The sequence below is a fragment of the Endozoicomonas sp. NE40 genome, assembly GCF_040549045.1.
Lineage (GTDB): Bacteria > Pseudomonadota > Gammaproteobacteria > Pseudomonadales > Endozoicomonadaceae > Endozoicomonas_A > Endozoicomonas_A lisbonensis.
This window is the reverse complement of the sequence record NZ_JBEWTB010000002.1, coordinates 2,828,503-2,845,413: the sequence shown is the minus strand read 5'-3', so window position 1 is coordinate 2,845,413 and position 16,911 is coordinate 2,828,503. Positions and strand designations below refer to the sequence as shown.

Sequence of the window (16,911 nt, the reverse complement as noted above, 5' to 3'; positions counted from 1 at the left end):
CTTATAAGTCCGGTCTTTTCATACTGTCCCTGAGATATTGCATTAAACTGACTAACCGTAACGCGCACTGTAAACTCTGTCAGCCTATGTAACCAGATCCCGGTGGGATTCGTGCAGAACTTCGATCAGTTTATCTTCAAGTGCGAAACGTTCTTCCAGTGCTTCCCCAAGTTCAGACAGCGAGTTATGCAGCATCTGAACACTGCTGATACTTTCACAGGTATCATTAAACCTGAGGCAAACCTGCGTATTTGTTTCCAGCTTTGGGATGATGGACTGGGCAACTTCAATACCACCATCATCAAACTCCATACCCTCCCGTACAAGCTGCTCATAGACTTCGAAATGCCCGGATGATGCATAGTCAACCAGAATCTGGCACATTTCTTCTAATTTATTGGCGACAGGGCGCTTGTCATCGTGAAATTGATCCATTCCATTAACTGAACAGAAAAGAACAATCAATTCCTGACGTTCGCCGAGCCAGCGATCAATAATATGCGATACGCCTCCCCAACGCTCTTTGGCCGATTTGCAACCCTCCAGCATGGCAGTTCCTCTTGACGGTTGGATCTTATCATCGATATGGAAACGGCATCACTTAGTCACCGGTTATTTGATGATTCAGTTGCTAGATTATGACAGTGAAATTTTTGCGGCAAGAGGCAAATTGCAAAATATCCAAACGTTTTTTTCCCTAAAACAAAATCACCACGGTGAAACCCTTGTATTTTAGGGCTCATTTCGTTTTCAACTTGCAATTCAAAATATAAAAAAAATCTTTAATTATAAAAAATTATTTGCAGTTGAGTCGTTAGTTCCATTTAGACGATGCCATTTATTCATTAACAGCCAGTGCAGAAAGCAAAAGCAAGCTGCACAGAATATTAAACAACACTGTCTCTTTTTCTCAGGCATTCAAATAAACCTGCAACGATAAAGCCAATAAAAAGAATCAAAGTCCAGCCAGGTATTGTCAGTCCAAGAAAAACCCATTGAACGTCTGCACAATCGCCTGTCCCTGTCAGCATGATTCTCAGAAGGTCTGTAACAGGAAGAATATCGACAAGATACTCAATACCGGGCATACAGGCAGGCACCTTTTCCGGTGGCAGGTTCTGTATCCATATCTGTCTGCCCGCCAGTAATGCGCCAGCCAGGCTGAACAGGGCCAGAAAACCTCCATACCGGCGATAGCCTCTGTTGACCGGGTTATGCAGGGCTGCCACCAGCGCAACGATTCCAAGTCCCGTGATAACGATTCTCTGCGAAATGCACAGCGGACAGGGTTCCAGCTCTAAAGCGAACTGAAGGTAAAATGAAAACGCCATCAGCGCCGCACAGACGGCTGACACGAATAAAAAGATCAGCCTTGAATGGGGGGGAGTGGTCATTATTGTTGGGCCTGCGTTGCTGTTTTGTTAGTAAAGCCGGATCAGGTGTTCATAATCCGACCTTAACTTCATTATTTACAAACGTTACAAGAGCCCTGCCATTCAATAATGAAAGTCTTAATCGGACTCGTGGTACTGCTTCAGAAACTCATCAAAGTTCAGGATATCAGCCGCTTCCAGCTGCCTCTGATTCTCGACGGACTCCTCAGCCAGCAATTCGAAATACTTCTGCCTCTCCTGGCTTATTTCATTGTTCATGAAATGTGCCTGATGGAGCCTGGAAAGATTCAGGATGGCATCCGTATAGCTTTGCGAATCCTTTTGCAGAGCATCCATCAGCTTAGCTGATGGCGTCAGATTTACATTGTTAAGCTTGTCCTGCTGCTGCCTTATGCTGTCAGTAAAGCCGCTGGTTTCATTGGCTTTATCCAGCATTTGAGCAACAGGAAGCATCTCTTCCAGCAACGCCAGCCCCCAACTCTGCAGAGACATCTCCCCATGTTCAGACTCCAGCATCAAACCCGGACGGCGACCTTCTTCAACGGTTTTGCGGAAGTTCTCAGTGGTACGACGGCACTCCTGGTCTGTGGTCGTAGCCGGGCTATCTTTTAAGCCACTGTAAACGAGAAAAACATCCAGAAAATGCGCATCGGCTGAGGAAATCCCCAGCGGCTCAAACGGGTTGATATCCAGACATCGCACTTCGATATATTCAATACCTCTGCTGCCCAGCGCTGTCAGAGGCTTTTCGCCACGACGGGCAATGCGCTTGGGTCGGATATTACTGTAGTACTCGTTTTCTATTTGCAGCAGGTTAGCGTTTAACTGCAAATACTTGTCTCCCTGCTTAACACCTATTTCCTCATAAGGCGGATACGGTGTCCTGATGGCCTCTGACAGGCTCGCAACGTACTCTTCCACTGTGTTGTAACAGATGTTCAGCGATGACTGGGCATTATTGGTATAACCCATGTCGCTCATACGCAAAGAGGTGGCGTAGGGAAGAAAGAAAGAGTCCTCATCAAGACTCTGAAGACTGTGAGCCTCCTTTGACTCAGCAAAAAAACTTTTGCTGACAGCAGGCGAGGCACCGAACAGATACATCAGCAGCCAGGAATAACGGCGGAAGTTGCGGATCAGCCCCAGATAAAATCCAGACTGAAAAGCCTGTTCACTGCCATTGCCAGATTCTTCCCGACCAAGAAGGTGCCAGAACTCAGCAGGCAGGGAAAAGTTGTAATGCAAACCGGCTATAGTCTGCATTGCCTTGCCGTAGCGATGTGCAAGCCCTTCCCGGTAAACCGACTTCATGATGCCCGGATTGGAATGACCATAGCGGGCAATAGGAATGCGAGCCTCACCTTCCAGAATGGATGGCATGCTCCCTGCCCATAAAAGTTCACTATCCATCACTTTGCTGGTGAATATATGCAGCTCATTCAGGAAGTCCAGAGTATCATCAATCCGGTTATGGACCGGTGTGATAAATTCCAGCAGCGCTTCTGAGTAATCGGTGGTGATATAGGGGTGGGTCAGAGTCCTGCCCAGAGCCTCCGGATGCGACGTTTGCGCCAGTCGGGCATCCGGACTGACCCGCAGACCTTCTCTCTCAATCCCATGTCGTATACCGCTGAATAACTTGTGATGTTCAGGTCGCTGCAAAAGCTTCAGGCGACGCTCGTAAAGAGTAGTCAAGATCAGTTCCAATTCTGTTTATACCGGGAGCCTGTCGGACTTAAGACTGTCCTGCTGCGATTGCAATGACTCCGGAAACTCCAGCGTATCGTGAGCGAAACAGCCTGAGCCGGAAACAGCAGCAACACGACTTAGGTTCTCAATGAAAGTACTTATGCTACCAGGCGGACTATATAGCGTTCACGCTTAATATGCACCTGCAGGAATGAGCCAGCAGTCTGTGAAAACACGATGAAGCATGCACTTCAAAGAGTCATTCACTGATAAATGGTATCGATTATTGTGTTTTCAAGACACAGGGGAAGAAATCAGTTGAACCGGTAATGAAAACGAAGGCGAATGCCTTCGGTTATGTCGTTGGCATCAGGGAAAAAGGTTGGAGTTTCAGGTTTGCCCGATTTACGGGATTGAGCATTGCGGTTTCTCTGCTCTTCTACCTCCTGGGCGGTTTCCGGGTGGTCGGGCAGGTCGATGGTAATGTCAAACCAGCGGGAATCATCAATCCTTAAAATCGGCACACCATAGTCCGGCTCTGCATTGTCTTCTGTCTGGTCAGCCCGATCAGAAGACACCTGCCCGGACAGATGATAAATCGGATCAGCCACTGCGCTACCGGTAACCCATCCCCAGGCAAACAGGCAGCACAAAGAGCTTCTGATGACCTGAAGTAATGAGAAGCGCTGTTTACAGGGGCGACCATGGTACACAATACTGATCATGGGTAATGAAACTGGAATAATTATTTTAGAAACATTTCGCAAAATGTGGGGATCATACCCCTGCCATACTCTCTTATCCAGTGTTCACTGTGAAAAGGGTGCAATTAAAAGTGTTCTATCCAGTGGCTTTCCAGTACTTATTCCAGTCACCATTAGCCCTTAAAGTTCTAAGGTTCAACATATCGTGAGCATGCTCTGGTTTCCACCATGCTCCGGGAAGTTTCAACCGGGTTTGAACAACAGAACGATTGGAGCTCTCTATTTCACCTGAACCGATAGGCAAATTGGCAGCTTCTGCCGCCTGATAATCAAATTGTCCGGGACGATTCCTGATATAGCGATGACACTCTTCCGATTTGTTGGCTTCCTTTCCAACCTTACCGTTACGATAAGGCTCAAGCTCTGCCAGAACTCTCTCTGACTCACCTGCTTTCATTCTTGTTTTTTGTTCATCAGTCCATTTTTTACGGGCTTTTTCATCTTTTCCAATGCACTCTTTAGCAGCATCTGCGATGTACTCACAAAGGTGATAGTAATCCACCAGAAAACTTCCCTGAGATGCGAATACGCGGTCTGCCTGGCTGGCAATCCACTTAGCCCCATCACTTACACAATGAATAGATGACTGCCGATTCAAACCTTGCTCAATAGCGCAACTCAACCACTGATCGCCTGCTTCACCGGGCTCTCCCATAACTACACGATGTCGCTTATCGCAACTTCCTTGTTCATAAACCAAGCAAAGCTTGGCCTCTTGCCAGTCAACTTTTCTGGCCTTGCGCTTGTCGCCTTCAGCTTCTTCATCAAAAAGAACCACTGGAATCATGCTGCCGTCCATTTCACCAATCAGCTGCTTGCCTTCTCCTACACATTCCTGACAATTTTTCAGGGAAGCTTTAGATTGCTCACTCATGCAGCGGGCGTGACCCAGGGTAATGGCTCGTACTGATGACTCAGGTACGATAACGCCATAATGCTCTTCCATTTTCTGTGAAGCTGTTGCAAAAGAACTGTCTGATGCAAAATCCACCAATCGCCGTTGTAACGGTAAAGAGTAGTCACGACAGTGGATATGGGCATTCTCGGAAAAAGGGCGTATACGATGCCCTGCAACGGTCAAGCATCGCTCACAGAGACGAACTTTGCCGTAAGTGGTCATCCAGTGGAGGTCTTTTTTTTAGTATTTGATTCAGAGTGAAGATCGTGGGCCTCTTCAAACTTTTGCTTCTCTTTATGGGCTCCCCAGTCCGTCAGAAGCTCATTCCCCAGTTCTTTAAGGTTTTCAATGACAGCTTCCTCTGCTTCATCAGCCCGGTCAAGATGACCGGACTTGGCTTCTACCAGACTGATCAATTCAGATACTCTTTTTTCAAGCTCTGGATGGGCAGCAAGTTTTTCCGCAAGGGTTTTGGAAGTAGACATGGAACGCATCGGGTGAAAAATGAACTCTTAGCATTATGGCCAAGTTCTGGGAAATTGCTGACCGGGGAACACTTTTAATTGCACCCCTGTGAAAACAAAAATCAGCCGACCTATTGCCGATAGCTCTTAAGAGTCCAGATTTAAAAGAGCCAATAATGAGACCGGAAGGACCTGGTTCAGCAGCGAATCCTCTATCCAACCCCACACCTCTGGACAAAGACTCCAGTCAGGATACGGATACCGAAAAGACCCGGACAGGCACTCATGCCCTGCCAGGACTGGAGTCGCAACTGCCTGAAGCGGGAAGCAAACGACTCGCCAGTAACAAAGAGCTGCCTGCAAGAAAGGTGGCAAGAACAGATTCAGCCACAAACTGGTTGCAATGTGACAGCGCGTGGGTCACTGAACGTCTGGAAGCACATCAGCCAGTTGATAGCGGGTACTCTGCGACACTCAGCCCGAAACCATCCTCAAAAAACACCCAGCAACCCGTTTCCCTATCCATTGATGATGAAGACTACGAGGATGAACTTCTGAAAAGTCTGCCCGACCTGCCTGACTATAAAATAAAGCCCCGTTTTTTTGATCAAATGGGATCAGTAATTCCATACAGCATCCCTTTTACGCCCCCTTCTCAGTCTCTATACACTCCTCCTCAGCCTCTATTCCCCCCTCCTGCAAAACGCATGAAATCATCAAACGGTAACGACAAAAAACAAACCGACATTCCAGTCTGGCCACCGAAACATGTCGTCCGTAAACAAGTAGCGAGAGGACAGCCGACAACGTATCGCACCGAGTTTGAAAACTGGGCGGCCACTATGAGCTCCACTTTCAATAAACCTATTTCAGCCAGAGAGCTTTGGGAAATTTCTAATTACGGTCCCGCCACAGCTGCCGGTAAATATCTGGATCCGCAGACCCTGGAAAAAACGTCTCTTTCAAAGCAAAATGACCTGCTTGCCCTTCTGAACAAAGTCAGATACAGACGGATCATGCTAAATAAAAAACAGATATCCCTTGAATTTGACGATTCTGCGACTGAAAAAATAACAACACACTCCAGCTCACCTCTTTCTCCAGCCCTCAGTTCCTCAACCGATACAGGCTATAGTTCCGAAACATCCTCGCTATCTATATCATCACCACTGTCCATTGTTTCAGAATCTGGTAAGAAGCCCGCCAAATCGCCACGCCAAAAATCCGTGAGTTCCCTCAAAAGTTCACGGGCAATCTTAACCAACCCTCATAAAAACTGCTGTTTTGTTAACGCCGTCATTCACTTCTTGAATGCTACTCTGGCAACAGAGGAACTTGAGGCACTGGCTGGTTTTCATAGCAGGGATATCAGCTTACGTACTGGTTACCCAGAGGTACTGACGCCTCTGTCAAAACTCATTGATCAGATAAAGCAGTTTGAGAAGGGCAGTGAGGGAGCGCACTATCAGGTGACTGAAGCCCTGCAACATCTGATTACGGCCTGTAGAGAAAGTGAAGGCTTTAGGCACAGTATTCAGTTTAAAACCGCAAGATTAAAAAAATCCGTTAAACAACCGCCAGAATCCCAAACCCTGAAATTACTGGAGCATAATGATGCCAGCCTGTTCCTGATGGATATCTGGTTAATACTGACTGCACTTTTGCCTTCCCAGGCAAAACTGCAGATTCATACAGAGTCTCGTACTATCCTGAATGGAATCGAGTTTGTTAAAAAAAGTCTGCAAGCAGGTGAGTCAGCTCCCTTCCTTAACTTGCAGCTCAGCAGAGAAGGTTCTGTACAGCAGTCAATCAACGATTATTTTGCCACTATGCCACCGGATAAAAACAACCAGGTTGAATGGAGGGCATCGGACGACATTCGTCCAGCAGTATCAGGAGAACGATTACCTCCCGGCTACTATGCCAGCAGCAAAATCAACCGACTTAGACTCTCTGGACCTTTAACCCGGTTAAATGTGCGTCTTGAATTGCAACTTCTGGAAGGTAATACCCAGAAAAAAAACCACAAAGCCTGTAAGAAATTGATACAGCAGGTTTTTCAACCGGTTTCTATTCCCGTCGAAGACCCGGACACGACTGAGATTACACAGGTAGACGCTTCTCCCTGCTGTATTCTGTTGCATACGGGAACCGACCTGAGAAGCGGGCATTATGTAACGCTTGAGAAAATACCAGAAGGCTGGTTATTAATAGACGACAGCGAGCCAGCCACATTACTTCCGAACCCCATGGCTTTTCTCACAGGGTCGCCCCGGTATGATCCTTATCTAATCAGTTACGATATCAGTAACCGTTAATCCTGATAACGCCTTGTTTTCCACAGATTTCTCAATGGAATATCTGAGCCCGTTATTTAAACAGGCTCAGATAGCAGGACTCACATCCGTTTATTTACGCAGCTTTTATCACTTTGCTAAGTTTTACTTTCTAAGCTTTTTAGCATTAGCAAACAAGTCTGCAAAAGAACCTGCTGCCTTTTCTTTCTGACGATTACCGCCCCGGGCCTGCTGCTTTTGCTGTGGTTTTCCGGCACCACCCGCAGAACGTTCACGACGTGGTTGCTGACGGGCTTCAGCTACCTCTTCCGCCTTGTCCTTCATACGCATGGACAGGCCAATACGCTTGCGGGAAACGTCGACTTCCATGACCTTCACTTTAACAATGTCACCCGCCTTAACTACTTCAGCCGGGTCTTTGACAAAGTTTTCAGACAGCGCAGAAATATGCACCAGGCCATCCTGATGAACGCCCACATCAACAAACGCACCAAAATTCGTTACGTTCGTCACCACACCTTCCAGCTCCATATTCAGCTTCAGGTCACTGATTTTTACAACACTGTCGTCAAATTCCGGTGCCTTGAACTCAGGGCGTGGGTCACGGCCCGGCTTGTCCAGTTCTGCAATGATGTCGGTTACCGTCGGAACACCAAAGGCTTCATCGGTATACTCTTTCGGGTCAAGGGCTTTCAGGAAACCACTGTCGCCAATCAGGCTGCGAACATCACGTTCAAACCTGCCACCGATTTTTTCCACCACAGAATAGGTTTCCGGGTGAACCGCAGAAGCGTCCAGCGGGTTGTCACCGTTCATAATACGCAAGAAGCCTGCCGCCTGTTCGAAGGTCTTGGCACCCATACGTTCAACGTCTTTCAATTGTTCACGACTTTTGAACGCACCGTTGCGGTCACGGAAAGCAACAATGTTGTCTGCCAGCGTACGGTTCAGGCCGGATACACGGGTCAGCAATGCGCTGGAAGCGCTGTTCACGTCAACACCCACGGCGTTTACACAGTCTTCAACAACCGCCTCCAGAGAGCGTGACAGCTGGGTCTGGCTGACATCGTGCTGGTACTGACCAACACCAATGGCTTTTGGCTCAATCTTTACCAGTTCTGCCAGTGGGTCCTGCAGACGACGGGCGATGGATACGGCACCACGAATGGAAACGTCCAGGTCCGGGAATTCACGGGCAGCCAGTTCAGAAGCCGAGTAAACCGAGGCACCCGCTTCGCTGACAACAATTTTGGTCAGACCCAGTTTTGGATAGGCGCGCATCAGTTCGGCCACCAGACGGTCAGTTTCGCGGGAAGCCGTACCGTTACCAATACTCACCAGCTCGACGCCATGAGTCAGGCACAGGGTTGCCAGCGTACCCAGAGCCTCTTTCCACTGGCGCTGAGGGGCGTGAGGAAAAATCGTTGTGTGTTCCACCAGCTTGCCGGTACCGTCAACCACAGCCACTTTGGTGCCTGTACGCAGACCCGGGTCCAGCCCCAGGGTCGGGCGCAAACCTGCAGGGGCTGCCAGCAGCAGATCTTTCAGGTTTTTCGCAAAGACCTTGATGGCTTCTTCCTCTGCACTTTCACGCACAGTCCCCATCAGTTCCGTTTCCAGCTGTGGCAGCAGCTTGATGCGCCAGGTCCAGCGCACAACATCTTTCAGCCATTTGTCGGCAGCACGCCCCTGATGAACGATGTCGTAGAAATCAGCGACCACACCTTCACACGGATGGGTTTCCAGACGGGATTCCGGTTCATTCGCCAGCTTCAGGCTGGATTGCAGAACGCCTTCGTTGCGACCACGCAGGATCGCCAGCATACGATGGGAAGGAACGTTTTTAATCGCTTCGTCGTGTTCAAAGTAGTCACGGAACTTGGCGCCTTCTTCTTCCTTGCCTTCAATGCCACGGCTGGAAAGAATGCCTTCTTCCCACAGCATGTTACGCAGTTTGCCCAGCAGTTCAGCGTTTTCACTGAAGCGCTCCATCAGGATGTAGCGGGCTCCTTCCAGGGCAGCCTTCGTATCCGCAATACCTTTGTCGGCGCTTACATAGCCAGCGGCTTCGGTCTCCGGATCGGTGTCCGGCTGTTCAAACAGTTTGTCTGCCAGAGGCTCCAGACCGGCTTCAACCGCAATCTGACCTTTGGTGCGGCGCTTCGGCTTGTAAGGCAGGTAGAGATCTTCAAGGCGCGTTTTGGTGTCTGCGTCCAGAATGTCTTTTTCCAGTTCCGGAGTCAGCTTGTCCTGCTCGCGAATACTGTTGAGGATGGTCGCTCTTCTGTCTTCCAGCTCACGCAGGTAGCGCAGCCTTTCTTCCAGAACCCGAAGCTGGGTGTCGTCCAGACCACCGGTAGCCTCTTTACGATAACGGGCGACAAACGGCACGGTCGCACCATCGTCCAGCAAATTAACAGCACTAACCACTTGCGCTGTCCGAACATTCAGCTCTTCTGCTATACGCTGAAAGATGATCTCCATAAAACCTTACTCGTTATTTATAACGCTTTGAATTTGGATGGAGAATTATAACGGTTCATAACGCTTTGTCTGTACAGGGCGCACTAATTACCTCTTTTTTTACCTTATTTACGCATAAGGGTCATAATTTTTTATGCCATGCTCGAACAAATAAGCGCCCTCAGCCCCAGCCCCAAGCTTATATTTGCTCACAGGCAAAAGATGCTTCACAGGAGGGAGAAAATTTTCACGATGCATAAAGGTACCTGGTTTGTAATGACCACTATGATTATCCCAGCCAAACAAACTGTCCTTCTCAAGGACAAGCTCTCCTGCATAATAAACCTGGCTGGTACGAGTGATTGATGTGTGAGCCAATTCAAAAGTAGGTGGAAAATTCCAGAAATTGATCTCTTCTGTAGTACTTCGGTTATATAAGGGAACGCAGAAGACTTGAGTGGGACGTGACACGAGAACCACGAAAATAAACACTTGCCAGACGTGAACATGAACTATTTTTTCATCAAACGTTCTCTTTAAATAATAAACTTCTCCAGATCGACATAATTCGAACAAAAGACGTTTGGGTGCAACTTTGTCCAGCCCCGGATCAAGACAATCCAGCTCCCACAGATCTCTACGGGCTTCCAAAACTTCTTCAAGTGATAACATTGCAAGCCACACCTCCCGAGCACCTTCTGAACATATGCACTGATAACAGGTTATACGGCTTCTATAGTGGCTTACGAGTAGCGATTGAGGATTAGCAGTTGAGTAGTGGTTAGGAATTGTCTGCCCTGCTGGCAATTGTTCCTGCGGCGTTTTTATACTCTTCTGCTATATGCTTCCCAAAACCAGGCTTTCGGTCTTAATTTTAAATGGTTTTCGCTATAGGTGCTATTCTCGGTCGGGCTCCTGTGTGCAGGGCTGGATCAATTGCTATGGGAAGTTTTAGAGTTAGCGGTCAGAAATGTATTCAGATGGTTATGAGTAAAACAAAAGTCCTGAGTTCGTGTATTGCCTTTCTGCTGATCTGTCAGGTTATCTGCCAGAATGCACATGCCTGGCGGGCAGGCTTCAGCAACCAGTCTTTTCCGTATACTGAACACCCTGAAACCAGCGACAAGGCTGCCTGTATGGCTGGTTATGGCATGCTCTGCTGGCGTCATGCCACTGGTTCCCATGATTCCGTTGGCGTACAGGCACTGTTCCTGACCGATGAAGTAAACGACTCGCTGGTATTTATTTCACTGGACGCCATTGGTTTCAGCCAGACACTGGCAAAAACTGTACGCGAACGACTGTCAACAGAAACCCTGCTGGCAAAAGAAAACATTCTTCTCACAGCCACTCACACCCACAGCAGCATTGATTTGCAGGGTTTGTGGGGTGGTCTGAATGAACAACAGGAGCAAGCCATTGCCGAAGCCATTGTTGAAACGGCAAAAAATGCCTGGGGCAAAACACAAAAAGTGTCGCTGCATACTGCTACCAGCAATGGCTTAAAAGGCTTCAATCGTCGTACAAAAAACAACGATATCATCCCACAGATTCTGACCATTCAATTACTGAATGATCAGAATAAACCGTTTGTCACTGTTTTTACCCTGGGCTCCCACCCGGTTGTTCTGGGCAAAGACAATACCAGGCTTTCATCCGACTGGGTGCATTACGCAAGGACAAAACTCACAGAACAGCAGGGCTCTCCTGCCATGTTTATAAACGGGACATTGGGCGACGTACTTCCGGGACAGGATAATCCCAGAACCTTTGCCTATGCAGAAACGTATGGGACAGAAATTGCCGGTCTTATTATTAATAGCCTCAAGAACAGCGAACCACTTGAATCCTCCCTGAAATACTGTACTGAAACCATTGAAGACAAAGCTGACAACTACTCATTAATCATGGCGACCAAGGCGCTTCGAAACGGCACTGTGGACTGGAATGACCCGTTCAGCAAATCCTACCGCACCCGGGCATCGGTCATCGCACTGGGTAAGGTTGTATTCCTGACAACACCCGGAGAACCCGTCACTTCAATGGGAAGACTGCTTATGAGACTGGTCGAACATAATCCCGTGGCAGTGCTTGGGCTGACTCACGATAGTATGGGCTACCTTATTCCAGATAAAGAAACAAAGGAAGATGGTAACGAAGAACGCCTGATGATCAGCCATACCCTGAGTGGCAAAATTTTTAAATCCCTGCAACATCTGGTAAGCAAGTGTCTTATTCAGCCTGACTGAACATACAGATCACCAGTAAATCTTCATAATTTTATGCCATAGCCGATGCAACTAGCAGGTTAATTCTATCCACAAGGCTAAAGGCATGAGCAAAGCAGGCTTTACTACCTATGTTTTCAAGAGCAGGGCTGATGCTGCCAGCTTTGCCGCACAGGTCTCAAATGCACAAAATAAGGCGCGGGGCAAAAAAGCAGGCTTTTTATCCGTTGGCTGGGCAAAGTTGAAAAGCGGTATAACGCGTCAGGTCAAGATTCCTTCATCAACCACGGTGGCGGAACTCAATGCCATGAAACCGGTGGTTTCTGATTTGCAGGATCTGGAACAAAGGAAACTCTGCGCTCGAAAAGCTTCAGTTTTTGATATTCCCCCTGATTTTCGCTGGAGTCGTGGGGATGCAAAAAGTATGTCACGGCATATTGTTGTCAGGCACTGGACAACGCCCGGTAAAAAAAATTCCAGCCGACATACAGGTCTATCGATGAAAGATCTGATAGCTGGATTTAATGATTATGTTAGCTGGACACCACAAGAAATCCGACTGATTAACTGGAGTCGGTCTAAAAACCCACTTAAACGGCTACTAGCCCCGGTTCGAATGAAGATAGATAACTTCCTTGCAAAGGACTTTCCTCTAGCCCCTTCGAGCTATCGGCAGGAAAAGGCTATGTATGTTCGTACTGATACAAAGTTCAAGCTTCAAGCTGGCGCGAATGCCCGCAAGTTGATGGCCAAATCGAACAGTAGCGAAACAGAAAACTCTCTAGAGAGCCGTAATGTTGAAAGAGCACCTTCCCAAACCTTATTAACTCAGTCCGAAACCCATCAAGGTGATATACCGGAAATAACGGACAAAACAATCAAAGAATCCAATTTCCGCCCCTTACCGTTCCAAAAAACATCCAGCAAAGACGATTCTGAATGGCAAAGGCGGGCAGAAAAGCATTATTTACCGTGTGTCGGTTTTGACAAGCACCAGCAAACCGGTCAGGAAAAGTTCACTATGTTTGGTCTTGATCTGGACAAAATGCGCCAGCGCTGGGAAGAAGTTCAGGATCCAGACCACCCTGATAACTTCTATAAAACTCTCAGCAAAACGCATAACTGTTCAGGCATGTGCTTATCACTTCTGAAAGCAGGAGGTTCAGAGCTTTACAACACTCTTTCCACTTCATTCGTCACAACACAAGGCGACCTGGAGAAATATTCAATCAGGCTACTAGAAACACTGGATAAACTAAATTCGACTGTTGACGGGTTAAATAAAGCGATCAAACGTTATGCAGTTCCAAATGAGCCTGAATTCTCTTTAAGTTATATATGCAAAACCTTAGAATCATTACCCTCGAAATACACCATGTCCAGCAAATGGGAATCTAAAATTCGAGAACTCGTAGCACATATCAGGGATATGGATAAACCACCACAAACCGTCGATGGTTTAACACCTATTGCTATACAGTTAACAACCTCCTTGTCTGAGTTAATCCAAATGACTGGAGATTATCCTGACTTTCAGAATCGTCTGGAACCTGCCCTGCACGCTTTCAAAATACTACAAAACCGCATGAAATCCGCCTATGAAGACCAACTAGATGCTCTTGATGATTACCAAGACCCCTACCAATAAAAACGGGAGCCAGGGCTCCCGTTTTTATTCAGGTACTAAAGGTATAAAAGACGTTGAAACTCTTTTCTAAAGGCGGTTAATCAATCCAGCTTTGGACCGGCAGCCACCAGAGCCTTCCCCTCCTCATTGTCAGTAAACTTGTTGAAATTAGTAATAAAGCGATCCGCCAGATCCTGGGTCTTGCGCTTCCAGTCTGCCTTATCTTCATAGGTGTCCTGAGGATTCAGGATGGCATCGTCCACCCCGTTGACGCTCTGAGGTACATGCAAACCAAAATACGGCATAGTCTTTGTTTCAGCTTCATCAATAGAGCCATCCATAATGGCATCAATGATAGCGCGGGTGGCCTGGATGGAAATACGCTTGCCGGTGCCATTCCAGCCCGTATTCACCAGATACGCCGTAGCGCCATGCTCTTCCATCTTCTTCACCAGCTCTTCAGCATACTTGGTAGGATGCAGAGTCAGGAAGGCTGCACCGAAGCAGGAAGAAAAGGTGGGTGTAGGCTCGGTAATACCACGCTCGGTGCCAGCCAGTTTAGCGGTAAAGCCAGACAGGAAATGATACTTGGTCTGTTCCGGCGTCAACTTAGCCACAGGCGGTAAGACACCAAAGGCGTCAGCTGTCAGGAAGATAACCCGTTTGGCATGCCCCGCTTTAGAAACAGGTTTTACAATATTCTCGATATGATCCAGTGGATAGGACACCCGGGTGTTTTCAGTCTTGGAACCGTCATCAAAATCAATTTTTCCGTCAGCACTGACGGTCACGTTTTCCAGCAAAGCGTCACGACGGATAGCACGATAGATATCGGGTTCGTTTTCTTCGGTCAGCTTGATGGTCTTGGCATAGCAGCCGCCTTCAAAGTTAAAGATACCGTCATCATCCCAACCGTGTTCATCATCACCAATCAATGCCCGTTTAGGATCGGCAGACAGTGTCGTCTTACCCGTACCGGACAAACCAAAGAACACGGCAACATCGCCTTTCTCACCTACGTTGGCAGAGCAGTGCATGGAAGCAATGCCGCGCAGAGGTAACAGATAATTCATCAGGGCGAACATCCCTTTCTTCATCTCACCACCGTACCAGGTACCACCAATAACCTGCAGTTTTTCTGTCAGGTTGAAAGCAACAAAGTTTTCAGAATTCAAACCCTGATCTTTCCATAGCGGGTTCGTCGTTCTGGCACCGTTCATTACAACAAAGTCAGGCTCGAATACCTTCAGTTCTTCCTCTGTTGGACGGATAAACATGTTCTTCACAAAGTGAGCCTGCCAGGCCACTTCTGTCACAATCCTGATGCTCAGGCGGGTATCCGGGTTAGCGCCACAGAAGCCATCGATAACAAACAGACGCTTGCCAGACAGCTGACTGGTTACCAGACCCTTCAGGTGCGTCCATACTTCCTGATTAATTGGCTTGTTGTCGTTTCTGGATTCTTCCGTAGTCCACCACATGTTCTCTTTGGTGGTCTCGTCCTTAACGATCCATTTATCTTTGGGAGAGCGTCCAGTGAAAATGCCGGTATCCACGGCTACAGCACCGAGTTCAGTAACAACCCCTTTTTCGTAACCTTCCAGCTCCGGCCTGGTTTCTTCTTCAAACAGGGCATCATACGACGGGTTGTAAACGATTTCCTGAACATCTCTGATACCGACCTCTGCCAGGGCTTCGGGGTCCAGCACGACATTTACATTGACTTCACTCATAGCAATAGCTCTCCCAGGCTTGTAGTAGTTATATATGCTCTATTGTGAAAAACTTTGTTATTCTGTGTGGCTGCGCATATCTTAAGTTATAAATACGCCAACTTAAACTTATTGTTCGTTATATTGACTCTACAAATGTTATCTAAAAGGCTTAGCTTATTTCCTGACCACTCCATTTAGTTAATAAGCTAACTGTTATCAGGTTAGAAAACGTTGTCTGAAGTCAAAGCTTGTTAATCGAAGGCACTAATAGAACAATAGGTGAGCATTTTGGCGTTGTTTTTTGGTACTTCCTGGTATGCAAAGTAATAACAGCAGCCTGACATTGCATCAGGCTGCTACAGATAGATCAGAAACAAGCCGGATCAGTGCGTTTTGGGCTCCTGACCCGCAAAGATTTCCGCAACATCGGTTTCCGAGAAAACGTATTTCTGGTTGCAGAACTGACAGTCCATAGCCACTTCACCACTTTCTGCAAGAATCGCGTCAATTTCTGCACGCCCCAGACTGTGCAGAATTTTGGCACTTCTTGGGCGGGAACAGTTACAGCTGAAAGCAACCGGTTCTTCATCAAACAGACGAACGTCTTCTTCGTGGTAAAGACGGTTCAACAACGTTTCATGATCCAGAGACAGCAGTTCATCGCTGGTCACCGTGTTCGCCAGGATAGACAGTCGATTCCACGACTCTTCACGGACATCACCGGACGCCTCGACACCCGCTGGCAGAGCCTGCAGCAGCATACCCGCACACTGGTCGCCATTACTGGCAATCCAGAACTCGGTCGGCAACTGCTCTGACTGCTGGAAATAGTCTTTCAGGCTGTCTGCGAGGGACTCATGATGCAGAGGCACAATCCCCTGATAACGGTTGCCTTTGTGAGGATCAATAGTCATCACCAGCGTACCTTTGCCCAGCAAGGCTTTCAGCCCGTGACCAGACAGGTCGGCACCTTCCTCCCAGCGAGCCAGCGCCCGGAAGGTTTTCTGATCAGTACATTCCACCATCAGCAGGGACAGAGGGCCTTCACCCTTTGCCTGCAGACTGAGAATGCCTTCAAACTTCAGCGTGGAACTCAGCAGCAGAGCAGCGGTTGCCAGCTCGCCCAGCAGTTCACGCACGTTCTGTGGGTAGTCATGGGCAGCCAGCGCATCGGTAAAGCAGCTGTCCATGGAAATGATTTCGCCACGAATATCGGCGTTTTCAAACAAAAAGCGTTGAGCGGAGTTTTTACTCATCATTCAGGCTTACAGCCTCTGTTGTTTTCTTAAAAAGAATTTTGGATCAGGAGATTATAGCGACTCGCTTTTTGATTCTCATTTGTTGCTTCTACTGACCGATAACCTGTCCATAA

13 protein-coding genes are annotated in these 16,911 nt (G+C 47.8%); 3 read left to right on the top strand and 10 right to left on the bottom strand.

The features are described from left to right. Positions 1 to 84 precede the first annotated feature (84 nt). The 6 genes from rsd to V5J35_RS13675 form a co-directional block, all read right to left on the bottom strand. Positions 85 to 549 carry a sigma D regulator gene (gene rsd, locus V5J35_RS13700; RefSeq protein WP_354007678.1) on the bottom strand — a complete coding sequence of 155 codons (465 nt, stop codon included), beginning with the start codon at positions 547 to 549 and terminating at the stop codon, positions 85 to 87. Between the two features lie 338 nt (positions 550 to 887). Continuing rightward, entirely contained in the window at positions 888 to 1,394 is a 507-nt protein-coding gene (locus V5J35_RS13695; RefSeq protein ID WP_354007677.1) for a disulfide bond formation protein B, read from the bottom strand. A 117-nt stretch (positions 1,395 to 1,511) separates the two neighbouring features. Then, entirely contained in the window at positions 1,512 to 3,089 is a 1,578-nt protein-coding gene (gene gshA, locus V5J35_RS13690) for a glutamate--cysteine ligase (protein ID WP_354007676.1), read from the bottom strand. A gap of 308 nt (positions 3,090 to 3,397) precedes the next feature. Next, positions 3,398 to 3,808: a hypothetical protein gene (locus V5J35_RS13685; RefSeq protein ID WP_354007675.1), complete on the bottom strand. Its 411-nt coding sequence runs from the start codon at positions 3,806 to 3,808 to the stop codon at positions 3,398 to 3,400. A 115-nt stretch (positions 3,809 to 3,923) separates the two neighbouring features. Further along, complete coding sequence (locus V5J35_RS13680) at positions 3,924 to 4,967, bottom strand: UPF0236 family transposase-like protein (RefSeq protein WP_354007956.1); 1,044 nt, start codon at positions 4,965 to 4,967, stop codon at positions 3,924 to 3,926. Next, positions 4,964 to 5,230: a hypothetical protein gene (locus V5J35_RS13675; RefSeq protein ID WP_354007673.1), complete on the bottom strand. Its 267-nt coding sequence runs from the start codon at positions 5,228 to 5,230 to the stop codon at positions 4,964 to 4,966. The genes V5J35_RS13680 and V5J35_RS13675 overlap by 4 nt, the downstream gene beginning before the upstream one ends. Before the next feature lie 155 nt (positions 5,231 to 5,385). Between V5J35_RS13675 and V5J35_RS13670 the strand changes: the two genes are divergently transcribed. After that, positions 5,386 to 7,527, top strand: a complete 2,142-nt coding sequence (locus V5J35_RS13670; protein ID WP_354007672.1) for a ubiquitin carboxyl-terminal hydrolase family protein — start codon at positions 5,386 to 5,388, stop codon at positions 7,525 to 7,527. Between the two features lie 123 nt (positions 7,528 to 7,650). Here the strand turns inward: V5J35_RS13670 and V5J35_RS13665 are convergent, their stop codons facing one another. After that, complete coding sequence (locus tag V5J35_RS13665; RefSeq protein WP_354007671.1) at positions 7,651 to 9,990, bottom strand: Tex family protein; 2,340 nt, start codon at positions 9,988 to 9,990, stop codon at positions 7,651 to 7,653. Positions 9,991 to 10,098: 108 nt separating this feature from the next. Then, the gene (locus V5J35_RS13660) at positions 10,099 to 10,641 is read right to left on the bottom strand and encodes a hypothetical protein (protein WP_354007670.1); all 543 of its coding nucleotides are present in this window, start codon (positions 10,639 to 10,641) and stop codon (positions 10,099 to 10,101) included. A gap of 314 nt (positions 10,642 to 10,955) precedes the next feature. Between V5J35_RS13660 and V5J35_RS13655 the strand changes: the two genes are divergently transcribed. Together V5J35_RS13655 and V5J35_RS13650 are read left to right on the top strand one after the other, a co-directional pair. Then, positions 10,956 to 12,218: a neutral/alkaline non-lysosomal ceramidase N-terminal domain-containing protein gene (locus V5J35_RS13655; RefSeq protein WP_354007669.1), complete on the top strand. Its 1,263-nt coding sequence runs from the start codon at positions 10,956 to 10,958 to the stop codon at positions 12,216 to 12,218. An 85-nt stretch (positions 12,219 to 12,303) separates the two neighbouring features. Beyond that, positions 12,304 to 13,845 carry a hypothetical protein gene (locus V5J35_RS13650; protein ID WP_354007668.1) on the top strand — a complete coding sequence of 514 codons (1,542 nt, stop codon included), beginning with the start codon at positions 12,304 to 12,306 and terminating at the stop codon, positions 13,843 to 13,845. 80 nt (positions 13,846 to 13,925) lie between these two features. On the opposite strand, the gene pckA is transcribed toward V5J35_RS13650, so the two are convergent. Together pckA and hslO are read right to left on the bottom strand one after the other, a co-directional pair. Continuing rightward, positions 13,926 to 15,557: a phosphoenolpyruvate carboxykinase (ATP) gene (gene pckA, locus V5J35_RS13645; protein ID WP_354007667.1), complete on the bottom strand. Its 1,632-nt coding sequence runs from the start codon at positions 15,555 to 15,557 to the stop codon at positions 13,926 to 13,928. Between the two features lie 365 nt (positions 15,558 to 15,922). Beyond that, positions 15,923 to 16,798, bottom strand: coding sequence for an Hsp33 family molecular chaperone HslO (hslO, locus tag V5J35_RS13640; protein ID WP_354016412.1), 876 nt, complete (start codon positions 16,796 to 16,798; stop codon positions 15,923 to 15,925). Positions 16,799 to 16,911: the final 113 nt, after the last annotated feature.

Excerpts from the sequence above, each read along its gene's own strand:
- rsd (WP_354007678.1), bottom strand. The coding sequence starts at position 549 with ATGCTGGAGGGTTGCAAATCGGCCAAAGAGCGTTGGGGAGGCGTATCG.
- V5J35_RS13685 (WP_354007675.1), bottom strand. The coding sequence starts at position 3,808 with ATGATCAGTATTGTGTACCATGGTCGCCCCTGTAAACAGCGCTTCTCA.
- V5J35_RS13660 (WP_354007670.1), bottom strand. The coding sequence starts at position 10,641 with ATGTTATCACTTGAAGAAGTTTTGGAAGCCCGTAGAGATCTGTGGGAG.
- V5J35_RS13665 (WP_354007671.1), bottom strand. The coding sequence starts at position 9,990 with ATGGAGATCATCTTTCAGCGTATAGCAGAAGAGCTGAATGTTCGGACA.
- V5J35_RS13675 (WP_354007673.1), bottom strand. The coding sequence starts at position 5,230 with ATGTCTACTTCCAAAACCCTTGCGGAAAAACTTGCTGCCCATCCAGAG.
- V5J35_RS13670 (WP_354007672.1), top strand. The coding sequence starts at position 5,386 with ATGAGACCGGAAGGACCTGGTTCAGCAGCGAATCCTCTATCCAACCCC.
- hslO (WP_354016412.1), bottom strand. The coding sequence starts at position 16,798 with ATGATGAGTAAAAACTCCGCTCAACGCTTTTTGTTTGAAAACGCCGAT.
- pckA (WP_354007667.1), bottom strand. The coding sequence starts at position 15,557 with ATGAGTGAAGTCAATGTAAATGTCGTGCTGGACCCCGAAGCCCTGGCA.
- V5J35_RS13695 (WP_354007677.1), bottom strand. The coding sequence starts at position 1,394 with ATGACCACTCCCCCCCATTCAAGGCTGATCTTTTTATTCGTGTCAGCC.
- V5J35_RS13680 (WP_354007956.1), bottom strand. The coding sequence starts at position 4,967 with ATGACCACTTACGGCAAAGTTCGTCTCTGTGAGCGATGCTTGACCGTT.
- V5J35_RS13650 (WP_354007668.1), top strand. The coding sequence starts at position 12,304 with ATGAGCAAAGCAGGCTTTACTACCTATGTTTTCAAGAGCAGGGCTGAT.
- V5J35_RS13655 (WP_354007669.1), top strand. The coding sequence starts at position 10,956 with ATGAGTAAAACAAAAGTCCTGAGTTCGTGTATTGCCTTTCTGCTGATC.